This window comes from Streptomyces sp. NPDC001231 (assembly GCF_042896885.1).
In the GTDB taxonomy this organism is placed as follows: Bacteria; Actinomycetota; Actinomycetes; order Streptomycetales; family Streptomycetaceae; genus Streptomyces.
Map to the genome: position 1 here is coordinate 159,962 of NZ_JBIAXS010000006.1, position 22,805 is coordinate 182,766.

The 22,805-nt window shown below is 72.0% G+C and carries 16 protein-coding genes; 12 read left to right on the top strand and 4 right to left on the bottom strand.

The window, feature by feature from the left end:
- Window positions 1-94: 94 nt before the first annotated feature.
- A complete protein-coding gene (gene mutM, locus ACFY3J_RS09835; RefSeq protein ID WP_390840679.1) occupies window positions 95-955 on the top strand; it encodes a bifunctional DNA-formamidopyrimidine glycosylase/DNA-(apurinic or apyrimidinic site) lyase in 861 nt (286 codons plus the stop codon).
- Here the strand turns inward: mutM and ACFY3J_RS09840 are convergent.
- The 3 genes from ACFY3J_RS09840 to ACFY3J_RS09850 form a co-directional block, all read right to left on the bottom strand.
- Entirely contained in the window at window positions 928-1,320 is a 393-nt protein-coding gene (locus ACFY3J_RS09840; RefSeq protein ID WP_384182552.1) for a winged helix-turn-helix transcriptional regulator, read from the bottom strand. The two genes, mutM and ACFY3J_RS09840, sit on opposite strands and share 28 nt — an antisense overlap.
- A gap of 59 nt (window positions 1,321-1,379) precedes the next feature.
- On the bottom strand, window positions 1,380-1,646 hold the full coding sequence (locus ACFY3J_RS09845) for a hypothetical protein (RefSeq protein WP_390840680.1): 267 nt from the start codon (window positions 1,644-1,646) through the stop codon (window positions 1,380-1,382).
- A 105-nt stretch (window positions 1,647-1,751) separates the two neighbouring features.
- On the bottom strand, window positions 1,752-2,891 hold the full coding sequence (locus ACFY3J_RS09850) for a CAP domain-containing protein (RefSeq protein WP_390840681.1): 1,140 nt from the start codon (window positions 2,889-2,891) through the stop codon (window positions 1,752-1,754).
- 169 nt (window positions 2,892-3,060) lie between these two features.
- On the opposite strand from ACFY3J_RS09850, the gene ACFY3J_RS09855 reads away from it, so the two are divergent.
- From ACFY3J_RS09855 to ftsY, 5 genes are all read left to right on the top strand, one after another.
- The gene (locus ACFY3J_RS09855; RefSeq protein ID WP_225079385.1) at window positions 3,061-3,342 is read left to right on the top strand and encodes an acylphosphatase; all 282 of its coding nucleotides are present in this window, start codon (window positions 3,061-3,063) and stop codon (window positions 3,340-3,342) included.
- Between the two features lie 382 nt (window positions 3,343-3,724).
- Window positions 3,725-3,928, top strand: coding sequence for a hypothetical protein (locus tag ACFY3J_RS09860; RefSeq protein ID WP_009190853.1), 204 nt, complete (start codon window positions 3,725-3,727; stop codon window positions 3,926-3,928).
- 243 nt (window positions 3,929-4,171) lie between these two features.
- Window positions 4,172-8,029, top strand: coding sequence for an AAA family ATPase (locus ACFY3J_RS09865; RefSeq protein ID WP_384182563.1), 3,858 nt, complete (start codon window positions 4,172-4,174; stop codon window positions 8,027-8,029).
- Window positions 8,030-8,321: 292 nt separating this feature from the next.
- The gene (locus tag ACFY3J_RS09870) at window positions 8,322-9,728 is read left to right on the top strand and encodes a sugar porter family MFS transporter (RefSeq protein WP_384182624.1); all 1,407 of its coding nucleotides are present in this window, start codon (window positions 8,322-8,324) and stop codon (window positions 9,726-9,728) included.
- A gap of 171 nt (window positions 9,729-9,899) precedes the next feature.
- A complete protein-coding gene (gene ftsY / locus ACFY3J_RS09875; protein ID WP_384182567.1) occupies window positions 9,900-11,108 on the top strand; it encodes a signal recognition particle-docking protein FtsY in 1,209 nt (402 codons plus the stop codon).
- An 840-nt stretch (window positions 11,109-11,948) separates the two neighbouring features.
- On the opposite strand, the gene ACFY3J_RS09880 is transcribed toward ftsY, so the two are convergent.
- Window positions 11,949-12,611 (bottom strand): bifunctional DNA primase/polymerase, encoded by a 663-nt coding sequence (locus ACFY3J_RS09880; RefSeq protein WP_384182570.1) that lies wholly within the window; start codon window positions 12,609-12,611, stop codon window positions 11,949-11,951.
- 446 nt (window positions 12,612-13,057) lie between these two features.
- Between ACFY3J_RS09880 and ACFY3J_RS09885 the strand changes: the two genes are divergently transcribed.
- From ACFY3J_RS09885 to ftsH, 6 genes are all read left to right on the top strand, one after another.
- Window positions 13,058-14,542, top strand: coding sequence for a hypothetical protein (locus ACFY3J_RS09885; protein WP_384182573.1), 1,485 nt, complete (start codon window positions 13,058-13,060; stop codon window positions 14,540-14,542).
- Window positions 14,543-14,860: 318 nt separating this feature from the next.
- Window positions 14,861-16,225, top strand: a complete 1,365-nt coding sequence (locus tag ACFY3J_RS09890; RefSeq protein WP_390840682.1) for an ammonium transporter — start codon at window positions 14,861-14,863, stop codon at window positions 16,223-16,225.
- Window positions 16,222-16,560, top strand: coding sequence for a P-II family nitrogen regulator (locus ACFY3J_RS09895; RefSeq protein ID WP_225079378.1), 339 nt, complete (start codon window positions 16,222-16,224; stop codon window positions 16,558-16,560). Before ACFY3J_RS09890 ends, ACFY3J_RS09895 begins: the two co-directional genes overlap by 4 nt.
- 25 nt (window positions 16,561-16,585) lie before the next feature.
- Window positions 16,586-19,030, top strand: coding sequence for a [protein-PII] uridylyltransferase (locus ACFY3J_RS09900; RefSeq protein WP_390840683.1), 2,445 nt, complete (start codon window positions 16,586-16,588; stop codon window positions 19,028-19,030).
- Between the two features lie 91 nt (window positions 19,031-19,121).
- A complete protein-coding gene (gene ffh / locus ACFY3J_RS09905) occupies window positions 19,122-20,669 on the top strand; it encodes a signal recognition particle protein (protein WP_384182627.1) in 1,548 nt (515 codons plus the stop codon).
- Between the two features lie 130 nt (window positions 20,670-20,799).
- On the top strand, window positions 20,800-22,749 hold the full coding sequence (gene ftsH, locus ACFY3J_RS09910) for an ATP-dependent zinc metalloprotease FtsH (RefSeq protein WP_384182581.1): 1,950 nt from the start codon (window positions 20,800-20,802) through the stop codon (window positions 22,747-22,749).
- Window positions 22,750-22,805 lie beyond the last annotated feature (56 nt).

Sequence of the window (22,805 nt, forward strand, 5' to 3'; positions counted from 1 at the left end):
CCAGCAGAACGCGACCGAGCGCCCGTCCCCGCCCCGGGGCGGGCGCTCGGCCCGTGACGGCCGCAGCGGCCGCGATGTGTGAAACGGGGGAGTCATGCCCGAGCTGCCCGAGGTCGAGGTCGTACGGCGCGGACTGGAGCGGTGGGTCGCGCAGCGGAGCGTCGCCGGCGTCGAGGTCCTGCACCCGCGTGCCGTACGCCGCCACCCGGCCGGCGCGGAGGATTTCGCGCACCGAGTCCAGGGCCATCGGCTCGGCCTGCCCAGCCGCCGCGGCAAGTACCTGTGGCTGCCCCTCCAGGACAGTGGCCAGGCGATCCTTGCGCACCTCGGCATGAGCGGCCAGCTGCTGGTCCAGCCGCTGACCGCGCCCGTCGAGAAGCACCTGCGCATCCGCGTCCGCTTCGCCGACGAGCTGAACACCGAACTCCGCTTCGTCGACCAGCGCACCTTCGGCGGCCTGTCGCTGCACGACACCACCCCCGACGGGCTGCCCGACGTCATCGCGCACATCGCCCGCGACCCCCTCGACCCGCTGTTCGACGACGAGGCCTTCCACCAGGCCCTGCGCCGCAAGCGGACCACCATCAAACGGGCCCTGCTCGACCAGTCCCTGATCAGCGGCGTCGGCAACATCTACGCGGACGAGGCCCTGTGGCGCACCCGCGTCCACTACGAACGCCCCACCGCGACCTTCACCCGCTCCCGCACGGCCGAACTCCTCACCCACGTCCGGGGGGTGATGAACGAGGCCCTCGCCGTCGGCGGCACCAGCTTCGACAGCCTCTACGTCAACGTCAACGGGGAGTCCGGCTACTTCGACCGCTCCCTGGACGCCTACGGCCGTGAGGGCCTGCCCTGCCGCCGCTGCGCCACCCCGCTGCGTCGCCGCCCGTGGATGAACCGCTCCAGCTACTACTGCCCGAAGTGTCAGCGAGCGCCGCGCGTGGCGTCGTAACGCTCGCGTGCCGCCAGGACGTCGTCCATGCGCCCCTCCACGCAGTGGATGAGCGACAGCAGGCGCTCGGCGACCTCGCGGCCCAGCGCCGTGAGCTCGTAGTCCACCCGGGGCGGGTTGGTCGGCTGGGCCTCGCGATGCACCAGGCCGTCGCGCTCCAGCGCCTGGAGGGTCTGGGACAGCATCTTCTCGCTCACGCCGTCGACACGGCGGCGCAGCTCGTTGAAGCGGAGCGAGCCCTCGTACAGGGCGCCCAGCGCGAGCCCGCCCCAGCGACCCGTGACATGTTCCAGCGTGCCGCGTGAAGGGCAGGCCCTGGCGAACACGCTGTAAGGGAGGTCGTCCTGGGTCTGCGGGGTGCTCATGACCCAAGCGTACCCGCGCACAGCGCTCACCATCAGGTGGCGCTGACCAAGAGTCAGTGCTACCTGACGATCGGCGGGGCAGGTCCCGCCAGTGCCTGCCTCTCCACCTTCCTGATCCGGAGAAAGTGCACTGCTCCGACGATCCAGCTTGTGAACAGCAGCACAGAGGCGGACTCGAGCATGGCGACGTAGCGGTCGCCATCCGTGATCAACTCGGCGAGATAAATCCCCGCGTCAACGCTCCCCGTCACGAAGAGACAGGCCGAGGCTCTGCCGAGCGATCCCCGTGCCCTGCCGGTCTTTGCTCCCGCCTGAACGCTCCGCATGCCGGTCATGATGAGTGCGATCAGGCCGCATGGCCATATCCCTGCAGATGTCGTGGCCATGGGACGACGCCGGCACTCGGCCCAGACCTCTGACCTGCGGCTGTCTCAGTACCCGAAGTCCTGCGTCCACCACGGACCGCCGGAGCCGAAGTGCACACCGACGCCCAGGGTCTTGAAGTCGCAGTTCAGTATGTTGGCGCGGTGGCCGGGGCTGTTCATCCAGGCGTCCATCACCGCCTCCGCGTCGGCCTGCCCGCGGGCTATGTTCTCGCCGCCGAGGCTGGTGATGCCGAGCTTCGCCGCCCGGTCCCACGGCGAGGCGCCGCTGGGATCGGTGTGGTCGAAGAAGTTCTGGTCGGCCATCGCCTCGCTGAAGTCCTGGGCGAGGCCGGCGAGCGAGCTGCTCGCCGTCAGCGCGCTGCACCCCACCTTCGCCCGTTCCTCGTTGACGAGCCTGAGCACCTCGGCCTCGACGGCGGCCTGCGTGGAGACGGCGGTCGGGGCCTGGGTCTTCGGCGGCGCCTTGGTGGCGGTCTCGGCCGGCGCGGTCTCCGGCTTCTCCGGCGCCGTGACCGGCTTCGCCTCCGGTGCCTTCGTGGGCGTGGCCGACGACGGGTCGGCGTCCGGCGCGGTGGCCGGGGCCGACTCGGAGGCGGACCGCTCCGGTGACGTGGACCGATCCACGTCGCGGCTCGTCGTGGAGCCCGGGTCGGGGCCGCCCGGCTCGACGCCGGCGCTGCCGGAGGTGCCGCCCTGCGGGCTCTCGCTGTTCGTCGGCGAGCCCGCGGCCTGCACCTTGTCGGCGCCGCCGCCGTTCGGGCCGCCCAGCTTGTAGTTCTCGAGCCCGGGCATCGCGCCGGTGGCGACCGCGACGGTGCCGAGGGCGACCGCGGCGGAGACCCCGAGAAGCCCCGTGCGGACCGGCGTCGCGGCCTTCTTCTTCCGGCGGTGCCCCCGCTCCCGCGGTCCGTCCGCCGGGCTGAAGCCCTCGGCCGGGAAGACCACGGTGGTCCTGGCGTGGGCGGCGCCGTCGTCCGTGTCGAAGAGGTACTCCTGGGGTCTGGTGCGGGGGTCGGCGTACAGGTCCGCGTTCAGGTAGGGCGCGATGCCCAGACGGCCGTCGTCGTCCTGCGGGTGGCTGTCCCACGGATCGCGGTCCCGCTCGTACGAGCCGTGCGTCCGACTGTCCCCCGTGGCGCGGCCCGTGGCGGCGCGGCCGGCGTCCGAGCGTCGGTGGCGTCCCATGTGCTGGCCTTCCTCGTCTCTCTCTGTCGACGCGCGCCCTGAGCCGACGCGGTCAACCCAACTCACTCGATCGAGTGAGTTTCAGATGAGATTCATTGGATCGGGACGGTACCGCATGGCGCGAGAGGCGGAGGTGCCCAGAGAGACATTGGCCGGTTAGGTTGCACCCATGAGCGAGGATGTTCGACTGGTCGCCTGGGTTCGCGGACGAGTCCAGGGAGTGGGTTTCCGCTGGTTCACCCGGGCCACGGCGCTGGAGATCGGGGGCCTGAGCGGTTTCGCCCTCAATCTCGGGGACGGGCGCGTGCAGGTGGTCGCGGAGGGGGCCCGTGAGGGGTGCCAGAAACTCCTGGACTGGTTGCAGGGCGGCGACACGCCCGGACGTGTGGACGGTGTCACCGAGATCTGGGACACACCGCGCGGCGGGTACGACGGCTTCGCCATCCGCTGATCGTGTGGCGCGGTGCGGGTCCCGCCGGCCGCGGCGGGAACTGCCACCGGCATCTGCCCGAAGGGAAAAGGAGCAGGTGGTTGCCAAGAAACGCGCGGCGTGGCAGGCTCCGCACAGCAAGATGATCCGCACGCCCCGAGGGGCCCGCAGGAGTCGCAGCGCCACCTGGTTTCCGGTCGCGCGCCCCCGGGACGCCCATGGATACGGGGCGTGATCGTGTTGACCGTCAAACTTTTTGGTGAGACGCTGAAAGCCCGCGCACCTTAGCTGTTTGGCATGGATGAACGGCACCATAACTCAGGCAGTGCCAAGCACCACGGGTGCGAATCCCTCACGACCCACACCGCTTCGGTCGGTCACTCAGTGTGGAGGACCATCCATCATGGCAAAGGCGCTTCTCGGTTACGTCGGCGGCTCCGACCCTCGACTCCTCGCCGAGATGCGACGGCTCCAGCAGCGCGTCCAGGACCTGGAATCCGAGCTTGTGCGGATCCAGGCGGAGAACGACGCCCTGACGGCTGCCGCTTCTCACGACAGGATCATGGAGCGCGTCGACGCACACCAGGCGGAGCCTGCGCTCACCTGATCACTGCATCGCACAACGACACAGTGGTTGGGCTGCCCGTCAACCGCTCAGTTGTCAGAGTTGCAAGGGACGCTTCGGCGTCCCTTCGTTCTTTCCCCCCGCCCTTCTTGCCCCGCCTTTGTTGCCCCCGCGTGTCCTTTCACCGTCTTTAACTTTTGGTGTGCCCTGCATATTCAAAGGTGAAACCGCGCGGTTGCGGGGGTTCGTGGAGTGGGGTACCGACGGCCGGTAAAGTCCGGCGGCGTGCACCTCAAGGCCCTGACCCTCCGTGGGTTCAAGTCGTTCGCCTCGGCGACCACGCTCCGGTTCGAGCCGGGGATCACGTGCGTCGTCGGACCGAACGGCTCGGGCAAGTCCAATGTCGTGGACGCGCTCAGCTGGGTCATGGGCGAACAGGGCGCCAAATCGCTGCGCGGCGGAAAGATGGAGGACGTCATCTTCGCCGGCACCACCGGCCGTCCGCCGCTCGGCCGCGCCGAGGTGTCCCTGACCATCGACAACTCCGACGGGGCCCTGCCCATCGAGTACGCCGAGGTCACCATCACGCGGATCATGTTCCGCAACGGCGGCAGCGAGTACCAGATCAACGGCGACACCTGCCGGCTGCTCGACATCCAGGAACTGCTCTCCGACTCCGGCATCGGCCGCGAGATGCACGTCATCGTCGGCCAGGGCCAGCTCGACTCCGTCCTGCACGCCGACCCCATGGGCCGCCGCGCCTTCATCGAGGAGGCCGCGGGCGTCCTCAAGCACCGCAAGCGCAAGGAGAAGGCGCTCAGGAAACTGGACGCGATGCGGGCCAACCTCGCGCGGGTGCAGGACCTCACCGACGAACTGCGCCGCCAGCTCAAGCCGTTGGGCCGGCAGGCGGCGGTCGCGCGCAGAGCCGCGGTCATCCAGGCGGACCTGAGGGACGCGCGCCTGCGGCTTCTGGCCGACGACCTCGTCGGCCTGCGCGAGGCCCTGAAGGCCGAGGTCGCAGACGAAGCGGCCCTGAAGGAACGCAAGGAAACCGCCGAGCAGGAGCTGAAGAAGGCCCTCCAGCGCGAGGCCCTGCTGGAGGACGAGGTGCGCCGGCTCGTCCCGCGCCTCCAGCGCGCCCAGCAGACCTGGTACGAACTGTCCCAGCTCGCCGAACGCGTGCGCGGCACCATCTCGCTCGCCGACGCGCGCGTGCACAGCGCCACCTCCGCGCCGCCCGAGGAGCGGCGCGGCCGCGATCCGGAGGAACTGGAGCGCGAGGCCGACCGCGTCCGCGAACAGGAGGCCGGGCTGGAGGCGGCCCTGGAGGCGGCACAGCGCGCCCTGGACGACACCATCGCCCACCGCGCCGAGCTGGAGCGGGAACTGGCCGTCGAGGAGCGGCGCCTGAAGGACGCGGCCCGCGCCATCGCCGACCGCCGTGAGGGCCTGGCCCGGCTGGGCGGCCAGGTGAACGCGGCACGTTCCCGCGCCGCCTCCGCCCAGGCCGAGATCGAGCGGCTGGCCGCCGCCAGGGACGAGGCCCAGGAACGGGCCGTCCACGCCCAGGAGGATTACGAGGCGCTCAAGGCCGAGGTCGACGGCCTCGACGCGGGCGACGAGGAGCTGGCCGGGCGGCACGAGGCGGCGAAGACGGCACTGGCCGAGGCGGAGGCCGCCCTCACGGCCGCCCGAGAGGCGGTCACCGCGGCCGAACGCAGGCGGGCCGCGACCCAGGCCCGGCACGACGCCCTCGCCCTGGGCCTGCGCCGCAAGGACGGCACGGGCGCCCTGCTCGACGCCGGGGACCGCCTCACCGGCCTGCTGGGCCCCGCCGCCGAACTCCTGACGGTCACCCCCGGCTACGAAACCCCTCTGGCCACCGCCTTCGGCACCGCCGCCGACGCCCTGGCCGTGACCACCCCCTCAGCGGCGGCCGACGCCCTCCGCCTGCTGCGCAAACAGGACGCGGGCCGAGCCGCACTGCTCCTCGCGGGCCCCTCACCCGAAACCCCCACGATCCAAGCGCCCACGCCGCCGGGCGAAGCCCTCCCGAGCGACACCCAGCCCGGCCCGACGGCGGCCCCGGCGACGCCCACCACTTCGTCGGGCGCGCCGGACGCCATCCAGCCGGACGAGGCCACGACCTTGGCGGTCTGTGCCGATCCGTCCGCGGCCGGGGGTGTGGCAGTCGTCGATGCGGGTGGAACCGGTGCGGCGGGAGCCGGGCTTTCCGCGGCCGGTGGGCCGGTTGGCGCCGCTGCCGGACGGGGTGGGGCCGAGGACCGTACCGGCGGTGCGTCGGGCGCGCCCGCCACCACCGGCACCCCGGTGTCCGGGCACCACTTCGCCGCCGAGTTCGTGCGCGGCCCCGCGGAGCTGATGCCCGCCGTGCGGTGGCTGCTGCGGGGAATCGTCGTGGTGGGGACGCTGGAGGACGCGGAGGATCTGGTCCTCGCCCGACCCGAGCTGACCGCTGTGACCGCCGAAGGGGATCTGCTCGGGGCGTACTTCGCTCAGGGCGGCTCCGCCGGGGCGCCCAGTCTGCTGGAGGTGCAGGCCTCCGTGGACGAGGCCGCCGCCGAGCTGGAGCGGCTCGCCGTGCGGTGCGAGGAGCTGACCGAGGACCAGCAGCGGGCCGCCGAGCGGCGCGGCCGGTGCGCGGCGCTGGTCGAGGAGCTGGGGGAGCGGCGGCGGACCGCCGACCGGGAGAAGTCGGCCGTTGCCCAGCAACTGGGCCGGCTCGCCGGGCAGGCGCGCGGCGCCGCCGGGGAGGCCGAGCGGTCCTCGGCCGCCGCCGCCCGCGCCCAGGAGGCCCTCGACAACGCCCTCCAGGAGGTGGAGGAACTCGCCGAGCGGCTCGCCGTGGCCGAGGAGATGCCGATCGAGGAGGAGCCCGACACCTCCGCACGCGACCGGCTCGCGGCCGACGGCGCCAACGCCCGCCAGACCGAGATGGAGGCCCGCCTCCAGGTCCGTACGCACGAGGAACGGGTCAGGGCACTGGCCGGCAGGGCCGACTCGCTGGACCGGGCCGCCCGTGCCGAACGCGAGGCACGCGCGCGTGCCGAGCAGCGGCGCGCCCGGCTCCGCCACGAGGCGGAGGTCGCCTCGGCGGTCGCCTCCGGCGCCCGGCAGCTGCTCGCGCACGTCGAGGTCTCCGTGGCCCGCGCCGAGGAGGAGCGGGCCGCCGCCGAGGCCGCCAAGGCCCGGCGCGAGCAGGAGCTGACCGCCGCCCGCACCGAGGACCGGGAGCTCAAGGCCGAACTCGACAAGCTGACCGACTCGGTCCACCGGGGCGAGGTGCTCGGCGCCGAGAAGCGGCTGCGCATCGAGCAGCTGGAGACCAGGGCACTGGAGGAACTCGGGGTCGAACCGGCGGGCCTGATGGCGGAGTACGGGCCGCACCAGCTCGTCCCGCCCTCGCCGCCCGCCGAGGGGGAGCAGCTGCCGGAGGACCCGCAGCACCCCCGCAACCGGCCCCGGCCCTACCTGCGGGCCGAGCAGGAGAAGCGGCTGAAGGCCGCCGAGCGCGCCTACCAGCGGCTCGGCAAGGTCAACCCGCTGGCCCTGGAGGAGTTCGCGGCGCTGGAGGAACGCCACAAGTTCCTCAGCGAGCAGCTCGAGGACCTCAAGAAGACCCGCGCCGACCTGCTCCAGGTAGTCAAGGAGGTCGACGAGCGCGTCGAGCAGGTCTTCACCGAGGCCTACCGGGACACCGCCCGCGAGTTCGAGGGCGTCTTCGGCCGGCTCTTCCCGGGCGGCGAGGGCCGGCTCGTACTGACCGACCCCGACAACATGCTCACCACGGGCGTGGACGTCGAGGCGCGCCCGCCGGGCAAGAAGGTCAAGCGGCTGTCCCTGCTCTCCGGCGGCGAGCGGTCGCTGACCGCAGTCGCGCTGCTCGTGTCGATCTTCAAGGCCCGTCCGAGCCCCTTCTACGTCATGGACGAGGTCGAGGCGGCCCTCGACGACACCAACCTCCAAAGGCTGATCCGGATCATGCAGGAGCTTCAGGAGGCCTCGCAGCTGATCGTGATCACACACCAGAAGCGCACGATGGAGGTCGCCGACGCGCTCTACGGCGTCTCCATGCAGGGCGACGGTGTGTCGAAGGTCATCAGCCAGCGCCTGCGTTAGCACTGCGTCAGCGCCCCGGCACGTGTGGTGCCAGGGATCCCGCGTGCCTCCGTCGCTTCGGGGTAGACGGACCATGTCCGCAGCTTGACTACAACACTTGAATCGAAGTCCAGAGTCGCCAGGGGATCGATGCCCGTCTAAAGCCCAATAGGGCAGGAAATTGACTTCGGCAAGTGAAGGCATAGTCTCTGTACCGTTGTTTTTATCTTCAGATCTGATCTCTTCGTCTGGAGGGGCTGACCCCCACCCCGGCAGCGCTGCCGGGGTGCCCGAGGAGTAACACGTGACCACAATGCAGGCCCCAGGGCCAGGAGCCCGGACGGCTCACCCCGAACATCTCGGGCACGTCATCTTCATCGCCGCGGCCGCCGCCATGGGCGGCTTCCTTTTCGGATACGACAGCTCCGTGATCAACGGCGCCGTCGAGGCCATCCGGAGCCGCTACGGCATCGGATCGGCGGAACTGGCCCAGGTCATCGCCATCGCCCTGATCGGCTGCGCGATCGGCGCCGCGACCGCGGGCCGCATCGCCGACCGCATCGGCCGCATCCGCTGCATGCGGATCGCCGCGGCCCTGTTCACCGTCAGCGCCGTCGGTTCGGCCCTGCCGTTCGCCCTGTGGGACCTCGCCTTCTGGCGGATCGTCGGCGGCTTCGCCATCGGCATGGCCTCGGTCATCGGCCCCGCCTACATCGCCGAGGTCGCCCCGCCCGCCTACCGCGGCCGTCTCGGCTCCTTCCAGCAGGCCGCGATCGTCGTCGGCATCGCCATCTCCCAGCTGGTCAACTGGGGTCTGCTCAACGCCGCCGGCGGCAACCAGCGCGGCCGGCTGATGGGCCTTGAGGCCTGGCAGGTGATGCTCGGCGTGATGGTCGTCCCGGCCGTCCTGTACGGACTGCTCTCCTTCGCCATCCCCGAGTCCCCGCGCTTCCTGCTCTCCGTCGGCCGCCGTGAACGGGCCCGCCGGATCCTCGCCGAGGTCGAGGGCGACCACATCGACCTCGACGCCCGCGTGGCCGAGATCGAGACCGCCATGAAGCGCGAGCACAAGTCCACCTTCAAGGACCTGCTCGGCGGCAGCTTCCTCTTCAAGCGGATCGTCTGGATCGGCATCGGCCTGTCCGCCTTCCAGCAGTTCGTCGGCATCAACGTCGCGTTCTACTACTCCGCGACGCTGTGGCAGTCGGTCGGCGTCAACCCGACGGAGTCGTTCCTCTACTCGTTCACGACGTCGATCATCAACATCGTCGGCACCGTGATCGCGATGATCTTCGTGGACCGCATCGGCCGCAAGCCGCTCGCGCTCATCGGCTCGTGCGGCATGGTCGTCGGCCTGGCCCTGGAGGCCTGGGCGTTCTCGTACCCCCTGGTCGGCGGCAAGCTGCCGGCCACCCAGGGCTGGGTCGCCCTGATCGCGGCCCACGTCTTCGTCCTCTTCTTCGCCCTGTCCTGGGGTGTGGTCGTCTGGGTCCTGCTCGGCGAGATGTTCCCGAATAAGATCCGCGCCGCCGCGCTGGGCGTGGCCGCCTCGGCGCAGTGGATCGCCAACTGGGCCATCACCGCGAGCTTCCCGTCGCTGGCCGACTGGAACCTCTCCTGGACCTACGTCGTCTACACGGCCTTCGCCGCGCTCTCCATCCCGTTCGTCCTGAAGTTCGTCAAGGAGACGAAGGGCAAGGCGCTGGAGGAGATGGGGTAACCGCCCCTGCCTCACTGCCCCGGCTCACGCACCGAGCCGGGGCAGCACGTGCTCGTGAGGGCGTTCCGCATCCTGTACGCCGGGCGGTCGGCGGGTCCCGTATTCCAGGGGCACGCGGCCCCGTCGGGACTACCGCTGACCGCCCAGGTGGTCGCGCATACTGGACGCGTTATGGAAACCATCATCCTTGCTGTAGTTATCGCCGTGGTCGTGCTCGGCGCGCTCGGCGGGCTCATCATCGGCAGCCGGCGGAGGAAGCCGCTGCCCCCGCCGCCGCCCTCGGCGCCCGACATCACCGCCCCTCCGGCCGAGCCACACGTCGGCGAGGAGGCCGAGACGCCGCGAGAGGAGCCGCGGCGGACGATCGAGGAGGTGGACCTGCCCGACGGCTCGGCTCCCGTCGCCGTCGAGGAGCCGCCCGTCGAGGAGCTTCCGGCACCCCCGATCGAGGTGCCCGAGCCCACCGCCGGCCGTCTGGTGCGGCTGCGCGCCCGCCTCTCCCGCTCGCAGAACGCCCTGGGCAAGGGCCTGCTCATTCTGCTCTCCCGCGAGAACCTCGACGAGGACACGTGGGAGGAGATCGAGGACACCCTGCTGACCGCCGACGTCGGTGTGCAGCCCACCCAGGAGCTGGTCGACCGGCTGCGCGAGCGCGTGCGCGTGCTCGGTACCCGCACTCCCGAGGAGCTGCGCGGGCTGCTGCGCGAGGAGCTGCTCACGCTGATCGGCCCCGACATGGACCGCACGGTGAAGACCGAGCCGGCCGCCAGCAAGCCGGGCATCGTGATGGTCGTCGGCGTCAACGGCACCGGCAAGACCACGACGACGGGCAAGCTCGCCCGGGTCCTGGTCGCCGACGGCCGCAGCGTCGTGCTGGGCGCCGCCGACACCTTCCGCGCGGCCGCCGCCGACCAGCTGCAGACCTGGGGCGAACGGGTCGGCGCCTACACCGTGCGCGGCCCCGAGGCCGGCGACCCCGCCTCCGTCGCCTTCGACGCGGTGAAGGACGGCAAGGAGATGGGCGCCGACGTGGTGCTCATCGACACCGCCGGCCGCCTGCACACCAAGACCGGCCTCATGGACGAGCTCGGCAAGGTCAAGCGCGTCGTGGAGAAGCACGCGCCGCTGGACGAGGTGCTGCTCGTGCTCGACGCGACCACCGGCCAGAACGGCCTGGTCCAGGCGCGCGTCTTCGCCGAGGTCGTCGACATCACGGGCATCGTGCTCACCAAGCTGGACGGTACGGCCAAGGGCGGCATCGTGGTCGCCGTCCAGCGCGAGCTGGGTGTGCCGGTCAAGCTGGTCGGCCTCGGCGAGGGCCCGGACGACCTGGCCCCCTTCGAACCGGAGGCCTTCGTCGACGCCCTCATCGGAGACTGACTCCCACCCCTTTCAGCGCCCGCCCCGGTCCCACCGGGGCGGGCACTTCCGTCTACGGACCCGGCACGCCGAGCGCCTGCGGACCCAGTACGCCGAGCGTCCACGGGACGGCACGTCGAGCCGGGCCCGACAGGCCGAGCCGAGGACCGCAGGACGAGTCCCTGCCCCGGCCGCCGGGGAGCCACGACACCCGGACGCCTCGTCCCTCCGGCGGTCCGTCGAGCCGCGCTCACTCGCGGCCGCTCCCGGAACGACCCCGGCCGGACGCCGGCACCTTCGGCCGCGGCCCGCCCCGCGCCCGTACACGGCGTGGGGACACCGGCGGGCGCGGACACGTGCCGAGTCGCAGGCGCCGCCTGGGCACACGCACGCGCCACCACCCGGACCCGGACGCGCACCAGCACAGGACACGCGGCCCTGGGTTGGGCGTCGTCCATACGACCAGTGCTGTCCGGACATGAGCCGAGCACCTCTCGGCCGTACGGGCCGCGGGCCCACCTCACCCCGGCCGCCTGGCTGCTCGGGCCATCGGTTCGCCGCGTCCGGACGGATTCCGTCGTCTGCCGGTCGGGGTGCCCAGTGAGAGGGGGCGCCAATGAGGCATTCTTCGACCGCCTTCGAGGGCGAGTCCTTCTTTGTGGGGCCGACGGGCGCCGTGCCCTCTCTGTTCGCGTCCACCCTGGCGGCGGATGCCCCCGGCACTCGTGCTCGGCGACTGCTCCCGTGGGCCCCGCTCGGCAGACTGACCCCGTGGGCGGCCCCGCTCGGCGGGACCGCGCCCCGACCTCCGCTCGCCGTCGGGTGTCCCCGGTGGCGATGCTCGAGTGTCCCGTCCGCCGGCTACGCCCGTGACCGGTGAGCCACGTAGGCCAGCGTGCCCAGGAGGAGTCGGGCCTGAGGCGGCTTGGCGGTGTCCAGGGCGGGTGGGCGGAGCCAGCGGACCGGGCCGCGGCCGCCGCGGTCGGACGGCGGGGCCGTGAGGAACGTGCCGGGGCCGAGGCCGCACAGATCGAGGGCGGCGGGATCGTCCCAGCCCAGGCGGTAGAGCAGGGCGGGCAGCTCGGCGGCGGCGCCGGGGGCGACGAAGAACTGGGCCCGGCCGTCCGGGGTGGCGGTCACCGGGCCGAGGGGGAGGCCCATGCGCTCCAGCCGGGCCAGGGCGCGGCGCCCGGCCGGCTCGGCGACCTCGATGACGTCGAAGACGCGGCCGACGGCCAGCATCACCGCGGCCCCCGGCAGCTCCCGCCACGCCCTGGTCACCTCGTCGAGCGTGGCCCCGGCCGGGATCCCGGGCGCGAACTCCAGGGGGTGGGCGCCCGGAGCCGGGCAGTGTGTGCGGCCGCAGGAGCAGGCGCCGCCGACGGCCCGCGCGCCCCGCACCACGTCCCAGCCCCACAGCCCGGTGTACTCGGCCACCGCCGTGCACTCCGACGAGCGGTACGACCGGCCGCGCCGCCGCGTGCCGGAGCGGATCTCGCGAATGCCGCCGATCGTGAAGCCCATGCCCCCTCCAACGGGTCCACCGCCCCGATGGTTACGAAGCGGATGCCGATCGTCGCTCTCTGTTTCCACCCCTCCCGGCCCGGCCGGGTCCATACGGCGTGCGGAAGTGGCGGGGGTGGTGCGTCCGGCGGTGCGCGCCCTCGCGTGCACCGCTCCACTCGCCCGCGGCTGTCCTATGTCAAGTGAATCGCGTAGGGGCCACCGAGGGTTCATTCGAAGGGGTGGCGAATGGTGGCGTTTCAGGGATCCCCGTGGCTGAGCCGGTGATCGTGGGATTACTGTGAGTGTGCGAGGCCTGGGGGCACATGCACTCGTGGGTATGCCGGAGGCAAGTCGGCAGTCGGTTCGAAGGGTGAGAACCGGCGGACGAGCGGCCTTGTTGACCGGCATTCTGATAGGGCTTGGCGCACCAAGCGACAAGTGGTCTCAGGGATGGGGGCGTTCCAGTGAGCGGCAACGGCGGAAGCGAGACGAGCGCTGCGAGCGCGGACAAGCGCCCGAACGAGCTGCTCGCCTCGTGGTTCGTGCGCAGCGGATGGTCCAAGGGCGAGCTCGCCCGCCAGGTCAACCGCCGAGCCCGCCAGCTGGGCGCCAGCCACATCTCCACCGACACCTCGCGCGTCAGGCGGTGGCTGGACGGCGAAAACCCGCGCGAGCCTATCCCCAGGATCCTCTCGGAGCTGTTCTCCGAGCGCTTCGGCTGCGTCGTCGCCGTGGAGGACCTCGGTCTGCGCACCGCCCGCCCGACCCCCTCCGCCACCGGTGTCGACCTGCCCTGGACGGGCCCGCAGACCGTGGCCCTGCTCAGCGAGTTCTCGCGCAGCGACCTGATGCTGGCGCGGCGCGGCTTCCTCGGAACGTCGCTGGCGCTGTCCGCGGGCCCGTCCCTCATCGAGCCGCTCCAGCGCTGGCTCGTGCCCGCGCCCCCGGCCCCCCTGGAGGAGCCCGAGCCGCAAGCCGCCTCCCGTCGCCCCGGCCGGCTCTCCCGGCCCGAGCTGGAGCTGCTGGAGACCACCACCGTGATGTTCCGGCAGTGGGACGCCCAGTGCGGCGGCGGCCTGCGCCGCAAGGCGGTCGTCGGCCAGTTGCACGAGGTGACGGACCTCCTCCAGGAGCCCCAGCCCGAGCCCACCGGCCGCCGACTGTTCAAGGTCGCCGCGGAACTCGCCGAACTGGCCGGCTGGATGAGCTACGACGTGGGACTCCAGCCCACCGCGCAGAAGTACTTCGTCCTCGCCCTGCACGCCGCCAAGGAAGCCGGCGACAAGCCGCTCGGCTCCTACGTCCTGTCCAGCATGAGCCGCCAGATGATCCACCTCGGCCGCCCCGAGGACGCCCTGGAGCTCATCCACCTCGCGCAGTACGGCAGCCGCGACTGCGCGAGCCCACGCACCCAGTCCATGCTGTACGCACTGGAGGCCCGCGCCTACGCCAACACGGGCCAGCCCGGCAAGTGCAAGCGCGCCGTGCGCATGGCCGAGGACGCCTTCGCCGACGCCGAGGACTGGGACGAGCCCGACCCCGACTGGATCCGTTTCTTCTCCGAGGCCGAGCTGTACGGCGAGAACTCCCACTCCTTCCGCGACCTCGCCTACGTCGCCGGCCGCAGCCCCACCTACGCCTCACTGGCGGAGCCGCTGATGCAAAAGGCCGTGGAACGGTTCGCCGAGGACCGCGAACACCAGCGGTCGTACGCCCTGAACCTCATCGGCATGGCCACGGTCCACCTGCTCCAGCGCGAGCCCGAGCAGAGCACCGAATACGCGAGGCAGGCCATGAGGGTGGCCAAGAAGGTCCGCTCCGAGCGCGTGACCACGCGTATCCGCAAGACCGTCGACAACGCCGTACGCGGCTACGGGGACCTCGCGGAGGTCGTCGACCTGACCGAACAGCTCGCCGCCGAACTGCCCGAGACCGCCGAAGCCGTCTGACAGCGCCCTCCCCGACCCCGGCCGCGGCCGGCCCTCCCGAACTGCCCGACTCGGCTCCCCCATGCCTGGTCATCGGAAGGCCGCCCGCGGCCGGCCTGTTTCCGGCACGTGCTTCACGGCACGTCACCACGCGCTTCACCGGCACGTAACACAGCAGACCTCTTCGTCACCCCGGCGAAACAACGCGAGGCGTCCACCGAAACCGCGCCGGGCCAGTCTCGTGGCACGGTCGGCCGGCCCAACCCCTGGCCGACCGGACCGCGCAAGGCTTCGCCCGGCCGCCCGTACGGGGCCGCACCGACCGACGAGGAGACGCCGATGGCATCAGCCGCCATCCTGCTGGCGGCGGACGCACCCAAACTGTCGTCCGCCAACACCGGCTTCATGCTCATCTGTTCCGCCCTGGTGATGCTGATGACCCCCGGTCTGGCCTTCTTCTACGGAGGCATGGTCCGGGTCAAGAGCACGCTGAACATGCTGATGATGAGCTTCATCAGCCTCGGCGTCGTCACCGTCCTGTGGGTGCTCTACGGCTTCTCGATGGCCTTCGGCGCCGACCGGGGCTCCCTCATCGGCTGGACCTCCGACTTCGTCGGCTTCAGCGGTATCGGCAAGACCGAACTGTGGCCCGGATACACCATCCCGGTCTTCGTCTTCGCCGTCTTCCAGCTGATGTTCGCGATCATCACCCCCGCCCTGATCAGCGGCGCCCTGGCCGACCGGGTCAAGTTCAGCGCCTGGACGCTGTTCCTGGTGCTGTGGGCCACGGTCGTGTACTTCCCGGTCGCCCACTGGGTCTGGGGCCCCGGCGGCTGGGCCGGCAAACTCGGAGTGATCGACTTCGCGGGCGGTACCGCGGTCCACATCAACGCCGGCGCGGCGGCACTCGGCGTGATCCTCGTCATCGGCAGGCGCATCGGCTTCAAGAAGGACCCGATGCGCCCGCACAGCCTCCCGCTGGTCATGCTCGGCGCGGGCCTGCTGTGGTTCGGCTGGTTCGGCTTCAACGCCGGCTCCTGGCTCGGCAACGACGACGGCGTCGGCCCGCTGATGTTCGTCAACACCCAGGTCGCCACCGGCACCGCCATGCTCGCCTGGCTCGCCTACGAGAAGATCCGGCACGGCGCGTTCACCACCCTCGGAGCCGCGTCCGGCGCGGTCGCCGGCCTGGTCGCGATCACCCCGTCCGGTGGCGCCGTCTCCCCGCTCGGCGCGATGGCCGTGGGCGCCGTCGCCGGCGTCCTGTGCGCCATGGCGGTCGGCCTGAAGTACCGGTTCGGCTACGACGACTCCCTCGACGTGGTCGGCGTCCACATGGTCGGCGGCGTCGTCGGCTCCCTGCTGATCGGCTTCTTCGCCAGCGGCAAGGGCCAGTCCTCCGTCAAGGGCCTCTTCTACGGCGGTGGCCTGGAGCAGTTCTGGAAGCAGTGCGCCGGTGTCTTCGCCATCCTCGCCTACTCCCTGATCGCCTCCGGGGTCCTCGCCTTCCTCCTGGACCGGACCATCGGCATGCGGGTCATCGAGGACGAGGAGATCTCCGGCATCGACCAGGCCGAGCACGCCGAGACCGCCTACGACCTCACCGGCGCGGGCGGCGGAGTCGTCACCGCCGTCACCACCCCGGCCCTGGCCGCCGCGCAGATCAAGAAGGCCGCCACGCAGAGCAGGAAGGTGGACGCATGAAGCTCATCACCGCCGTGGTCAAGCCCCACCGGCTCGACGAGATCAAGGAGGCCCTCCAGGCGTTCGGCGTCAACGGTCTCACCGTCACCGAGGCGAGCGGCTACGGACGTCAGCGCGGCCACACCGAGGTCTACCGCGGAGCCGAGTACACCGTCGACCTGGTGCCCAAGATCCGCATCGAGGTGCTCGCCGAGGACGACGAAGCCGAGCAGCTGATCGAGGTCGTCGTGAAGGCCGCCCGCACAGGGAAGATCGGTGACGGCAAGGTCTGGTCCGTGCCGGTCGAGACGGCGGTCCGGGTCCGCACCGGCGAGCGCGGCCCGGACGCGCTCTGAACAGCGCGAGGAACAGGAGCCGCCGGTGACGGGCGCGGACGTGCGAAGCGAAGCGGAGAACGCGGGGCCGGGCGGCTACGCGGCGGCCCGGCTGCGCCTCCTCACCGAGGGGGCGCGGTCCGGGCCACCGCGCCGGGCCGCGCTCGCCGGACTGACCGACCGCTGGCTCGCGGAGCTGTTCACCAGGGCGGCCGGGGGACCGCGGGGCGTCGCCCTCGTCGCCGTGGGCGGCTACGGGCGCGGAGAGCTGTCGCCCCGCAGCGACCTGGACCTGCTGCTCCTGCACGGCGGCGACACCGAGGAGATCGCCGCCCTCGCCGACCGCCTCTGGTACCCCGTGTGGGACCTCGGCATCGCCCTCGACCACGCGGTCCGCACCCCGGCCGAGGCCCGCGGGGCGGCGCGCGACGACCTCAAGGTCCAGCTCGGCCTGCTGGACGCCCGGCACCTCGCCGGCGACCTCGGCCTGACGACCGCACTGCGCACCGCGATCCTCGCCGACTGGCGCAACCAGGCGCCGAGACGCCTGCCCGAACTCCGGGAGCTGTGCGCCGAACGCGCCGAACGGCAGGGCGAGTTGGGGTACCTCCTGGAACCCGACCTGAAGGAGGCCCGCGGTGGCCTGCGGGACGCCACCGCCCTGCGCGCCGTCGCCGCCTCCTGGCTCGCCGACGCACCGCGCGAGGGCCTCGCCGACGCCCGCCGCCGGCTGCTGGACGTGCGCGACGTCCTGCACCTGACGACGGGCCGCGCCTCCGACCGGCTCGCGTTGCAGGACCAGGACCAGGTCGCCGCGGAACTGGGCCTGCCCGACGCCGACGCGCTCCTGCGCCAGGTGTACGAGGCGGCACGCGTCCTCTCGTACGCCGGTGACGTCACCTGGCGCGAGGTGGGACGCGTGCTCCGGTCGCGCGCCGTGCGGCCGAGGCTGCGCGCCCTGCTCGGCGGCGGGCGGCCGGTCGTGGAGCGGACGCCGCTCGCCGAAGGGGTGGTGGAACAGGACGGCGAGGTCGGGCTCGCCCGCACCGCGCGCCCCGAACGCGACCCGGTGCTTCCGCTGCGCGCAGCGGCCGCCGCCGCGCAGGCAGGCCTGCCGCTTTCACCGCACGCCGTACGGCACCTCGCGGCCACCGCGTGCCCCCTGCCCACGCCCTGGCCCGCCGAGGCCCGCGAACAGCTCGTCACCCTGCTCGGCTCCGGCCGCCCCACCGTCGAGGTCTGGGAGGCACTGGAGGCGGAGGGGCTGATCACCCGGTTGCTGCCCGACTGGGAGCGGGTGCGCTGCCGCCCGCAGCGCAACCCCGTCCACCGCTGGACGGTCGACCGCCACCTGATCGAGACCGCCGTACGCGCCTCCGCCCTCACCCGCCGGGTCGGCCGCCCCGACCTGCTCCTGGTCGCCGCGCTGCTGCACGACATCGGCAAGGGCCGGCCCGGCGACCACTGCGCGGCCGGCGAGGGCATCGCCGCGGACGTGGCCGGGCGCATCGGCTTCGACCCGGCGGACACCCGGGTGCTCGCCACCCTCGTACGCCACCACCTGCTGCTCGTCCGGACCGCCACCCGGCGCGACCTGGACGACCCGGTCACCGTCCACGCCGTCGCCGAGGCGGTCGGCACCCAGAGCACCCTCGAACTGCTGCACGCCCTCACCGAGGCGGACGCCCTGGCCACCGGGCCGGCCGCCTGGTCGTCCTGGCGTGGCTCCCTGGTCACCGACCTGGTCGGACGGGTCGGCGCGGTCCTCGCCGGGGACGTCCCCGACGAGCCCGAGCCCGCCGCGCCCACCGCCGAGCAGGAACGGCTCGCCATCGAGGCGTTCCGCACCGGCGGGCCGGCCCTGGCACTGCGGGCGCGGACCGAACCGTCCATCGAGGAGTACCCCGGTGAGCCCGACCCCCTTGGCGTCGAGCTGCTGATCGCCGTCCCCGACCAGCCCGGCGTCCTGCCCTCGGTCGCCGGAGTGCTGGCGACCCACAGGCTCACCGTCCGCACGGCCGAGCTACGGCCCCTGGACCTGCCGGACGGCGTCGCTCCCGGCTCCGTACTGCTGCTGGACTGGCGCGTGGCCGCCGAGTACGGCGCCCTGCCCCGGGCCGCCCGGCTGCGCGCCGACCTCGTCCGGGCCCTGGACGGCTCCCTCGACATCGCGGCCCGCCTCGCCGAACGGGACGCCGCCTACCCGCGCCGCCACGGCGTGGCGGCACCCCCGCCCAGGGTCACGGTCGCCCCGGCCGCCTCCCGGCACGCCACCGTGATCGAGGTACGCGCCCAGGACGCGCCGGGGCTGCTGTTCCGGATCGGGCGGGCGCTCGAGGACGCGAAGGTACGGGTGCGCAGCGCGCACGTCAGCACGCTGGGAGCGAACGCCGCGGACGCCTTCTACGTCACCGGCCCGGCGGGCGACCCGCTGCCCGACGAGGAGGCGGCGTCCGTGGTGCGGCGGCTGGAGGAGGCGCTGCGGACGTGACCTCGCGGGCGGGCGGGGACGAATCCCTTGCGGGGCCGGATACCCTGGAGGGCGATCCATCCTGTCGCCTATGCCGAGGACCGACGCCGCCGTGTTCGATACTCTCTCCGACCGCCTCTCAGCCACCTTCAAGTCCCTCAGGGGCAAGGGGCGCCTGAGCGAAGCGGACATCGACGCCACGGCGCGCGAGATCCGCATCGCCCTGCTCGAAGCCGACGTCGCCCTCCCCGTCGTGCGTTCGTTCATCAAGAACGTCAAGGAGCGTGCCCTCGGCGCCGAGGTCTCGAAGGCGCTGAACCCGGCCCAGCAGGTCCTCAAGATCGTCAACGACGAGCTGGTCACGATCCTCGGCGGCGAGACCCGCCGCCTGCGTTTCGCCAAGCAGCCGCCCACCGTGATCATGCTGGCCGGTCTGCAGGGCGCCGGTAAGACCACGCTCGCGGGCAAGCTCGGCAAGTGGCTCAAGGAGCAGGGTCACTCCCCGCTGCTGGTCGCCTGTGACCTCCAGCGTCCGAACGCCGTCAACCAGCTCAGCGTCGTCGCCGAGCGCGCCGGCGTCGCCGTGTACGCGCCCGAGCCGGGCAACGGTGTGGGCGACCCGGTCAAGGTCGCCAAGGACTCCATCGAGCACGCGCGGACCCAGGTCCACGACATCGTGATCGTGGACACCGCCGGTCGCCTCGGCATCGACCAGGAGATGATGCAGCAGGCGGCGGACATCAGGGACGTCGTCAGCCCCGACGAGATCCTGTTCGTCGTCGACGCGATGATCGGTCAGGACGCCGTCAACACCGCGGAGGCCTTCCGCGACGGCGTCGGCTTCGACGGCGTGGTGCTGTCCAAGCTCGACGGTGACGCCCGCGGTGGTGCGGCCCTGTCGATCCGGCAGATCACCGGCAAGCCGATCATGTTCGCGTCCAACGGTGAGAAGTTCGACGACTTCGACGCCTTCCACCCGGACCGGATGGCCTCCCGCATCCTCGACATGGGTGACCTGCTCACCCTGATCGAGCAGGCGGAGAAGACGTTCAGCCAGGAAGAGGCCGAGAAGATGGCCTCCAAGCTGGCGTCCAAGAAGGGCCAGGACTTCACCCTGGACGACTTCCTGGCCCAGATGGAGCAGGTCAGGAAGATGGGCAGCATCAGCAAGCTGCTCGGGATGCTGCCCGGCATGGGCCAGATCAAGGACCAGATCAACAACATCGACGAGCGGGACGTCGACCGCACGGCCGCGATCATCAAGTCGATGACCCCGGGCGAGCGCCAGGACCCGACCGTCATCAACGGCTCGCGCCGCGCCCGTATCGCCAAGGGTTCCGGCGTCGAGGTCAGCGCGGTGAAGAACCTGGTCGAGCGGTTCTTCGAGGCGCGCAAGATGATGTCCCGCATGGCCCAGGGCGGCGGTATGCCCGGCATGCCGGGGATCCCGGGCATGGGCGGCGGTCCCGGCCGGTCCAAGAAGCAGCCGAAGAAGGCCAAGGGCAAGCAGCGCTCCGGCAACCCGATGAAGCGCAAGCAGCAGGAGCAGGAGGAGGCGGCCCGCCGCGCCGCCGCCCAGGCCGGCGGCGCCCTGGGACTGCCGCAGCAGGCCGGCCAGGACTTCGAGCTTCCGGACGAGTTCAAGAAGTTCATGGGCTGAGGCCCACCCCGAGCGTCTTACGGGACGCGCTTGTCACTCGTACGGCGTCTGGACGACGCTGAGGGTGCCCTTCCACGGAGGGGCGCCCTCAGCGCGTGCCGGTGTACGCCATGTGCCGTAACGTCCAGATATGAGCAATGTCGCGCCGCCGCGCAACGGCTCTGACCAGCCGTGGCGTACCGAGGGCACGCCGGACGAGCCGCCGAGGCGGCCCGGTGGCAGAAGGATGCGCGGCAGGTGGTGGGGCCTGCTCGTCACCGCGGTGATCGTCTTCCTGGTGGCCTACGGCGGGCTGAGCTACTACAACCAGGGCAGCGAGCCGACGATCTCGTACACCGAGTTCAGCAGGCAGCTCGGCGCGGGCAACGTCGGCACGATCTACTCCAAGGGCGACGCGATCCAGGGCCGGCTCAGGAGCGCCCAGGCCAAACCCGAGGGCGGCGGGAAGTACACCAAGTTCAAGACGCAGCGTCCGGCCTTCGCGGACGACAAGCTCTGGCAGAGCCTGAGCAGCCACCATGTCACGGTGACCGCGCAGCCGGTCGTGCAGGAGCGCGGCCTGCTGTCGAATCTCCTGCTCTCGCTGGCGCCGATCGCGGTGCTGGCGGCGCTGTGGATCTTCTTCGCACGGCGGATCGGCTCGGGTCTGGGCGGGCCGGGCGGTCTGCTGGGGCGCAAGACGCCGCCCAGGCCGATCGAACTACAGCCGGGCACCCAGCGCACCACCTTCGCGGACGTGGCGGGCATCGACGAGGTCAAGGGCGAGCTGGACGACGTCGTCGACTTCCTGGAGCATCCGGACGCCTATCGCCACATGGGCGCGAAGATGCCCCGCGGGGTGCTGCTCACGGGACCGCCGGGCACGGGCAAGACGTTGCTCGCGCGGGCCGTGGCCGGTGAGGCGGATGTGCCGTTCTTCTCGGCGTCGGCGTCCGAGTTCATCGAGATGATCGTGGGGGTGGGTGCCTCCCGGGTGCGCGAGCTGTTCGCGGAGGCCCGCAAGGTGGCGCCGTCGATCGTCTTCATCGACGAGATCGACACCATCGGCCGGGCCCGGGGCGGCGGTGCCTCGGTGGGCGGGCACGACGAGCGCGAGCAGACGCTCAACCAGATCCTGACGGAGATGGACGGCTTCTCCGGCTCGGAGGGCGTCATCGTGCTCGCCGCCACGAACCGTGCCGACGTGCTGGATCCCGCGCTGACCCGTCCGGGCCGTTTCGACCGGGTGGTGAGCGTCTCGCCGCCGGACCGGGGCGGCCGCGAGGCGATCCTGCGGATCCACACCCGCCAGATCCCGCTCTCCCCGGACGTGGACCTCGCCCGGGTGGCCCGTACGACTCCGGGCATGACCGGGGCGGAGCTGGCCAACCTCGCCAACGAGGCCGCCCTGCTCGCGGTCAAGCGCCGGCAGGAGCAGGTGACGCGGGCCGACTTCTCGGAGGCGTTGGAGAAGGTCCAGCTCGGCGCCGAACGTGCGCTGGTGATGCCCGAGGAGGAGCGCAGGCGCACCGCGTACCACGAGAGCGGGCACGCCCTGCTGGGCATGCTCCAGCCCGGCGCCGACCCCGTTCGCAAGATCACCATCGTCCCGCGCGGGAGGGCGCTCGGGGTGACGCTGTCGACGCCGGAGTCCGACAAGTACGCGTACACCGAGGATTACCTGCGGGGCCGCATCATCGGTGCGCTGGGCGGTATGGCGGCGGAACACGTCGTCTACGGGGTCGTCACGACCGGCTCCGAGCACGACCTCGAGCAGGTCACCGGCATCGCGCGCGGGATGGTGGCCCGCTGGGGCATGAGCGAGCACCTGGGCCGCCTCTCCGCCCTGCCGGACGACGCCCAGCAGGCCTACGGGCTCGCCGCCGCCCCGCAGACCCTGGACGCCATCGACAGCGAGATGCGGCGCATCGTCGACGAGTGCTACGAGGAGGCGTGCCGCAAGCTGCGTGACCACCGGGGGCAGCTGGACGCGCTGGCGCAGGCGCTGCTGGAGAACGAGACGCTGGAGGAGGCCGACGCCTACCGGGTCGCCGGGATCACCCGGTTGCGGAAGGAGGCGGAGGCCGACGGCGTCCAGTGAGGTTCGGGGGTGTGCGGGCGCGCGCCGGTGTCCGGGCGTCCGGGTCCGGGGCGTCG

Bases quoted from the DNA above. Each gene is read 5' to 3' on its own strand.
- ACFY3J_RS09890 (WP_390840682.1), top strand. From the start codon at position 14,861: ATGGCATCAGCCGCCATCCTGCTGGCGGCGGACGCACCCAAACTGTCG.
- ftsY (WP_384182567.1), top strand. From the start codon at position 9,900: ATGGAAACCATCATCCTTGCTGTAGTTATCGCCGTGGTCGTGCTCGGC.
- ACFY3J_RS09880 (WP_384182570.1), bottom strand. From the start codon at position 12,611: ATGGGCTTCACGATCGGCGGCATTCGCGAGATCCGCTCCGGCACGCGG.
- ftsH (WP_384182581.1), top strand. From the start codon at position 20,800: ATGAGCAATGTCGCGCCGCCGCGCAACGGCTCTGACCAGCCGTGGCGT.
- ACFY3J_RS09850 (WP_390840681.1), bottom strand. From the start codon at position 2,891: ATGGGACGCCACCGACGCTCGGACGCCGGCCGCGCCGCCACGGGCCGC.
- ACFY3J_RS09870 (WP_384182624.1), top strand. From the start codon at position 8,322: ATGCAGGCCCCAGGGCCAGGAGCCCGGACGGCTCACCCCGAACATCTC.
- ACFY3J_RS09860 (WP_009190853.1), top strand. From the start codon at position 3,725: ATGGCAAAGGCGCTTCTCGGTTACGTCGGCGGCTCCGACCCTCGACTC.
- mutM (WP_390840679.1), top strand. From the start codon at position 95: ATGCCCGAGCTGCCCGAGGTCGAGGTCGTACGGCGCGGACTGGAGCGG.
- ACFY3J_RS09840 (WP_384182552.1), bottom strand. From the start codon at position 1,320: ATGAGCACCCCGCAGACCCAGGACGACCTCCCTTACAGCGTGTTCGCC.
- ACFY3J_RS09845 (WP_390840680.1), bottom strand. From the start codon at position 1,646: ATGCGGAGCGTTCAGGCGGGAGCAAAGACCGGCAGGGCACGGGGATCG.
- ACFY3J_RS09895 (WP_225079378.1), top strand. From the start codon at position 16,222: ATGAAGCTCATCACCGCCGTGGTCAAGCCCCACCGGCTCGACGAGATC.
- ACFY3J_RS09855 (WP_225079385.1), top strand. From the start codon at position 3,061: ATGAGCGAGGATGTTCGACTGGTCGCCTGGGTTCGCGGACGAGTCCAG.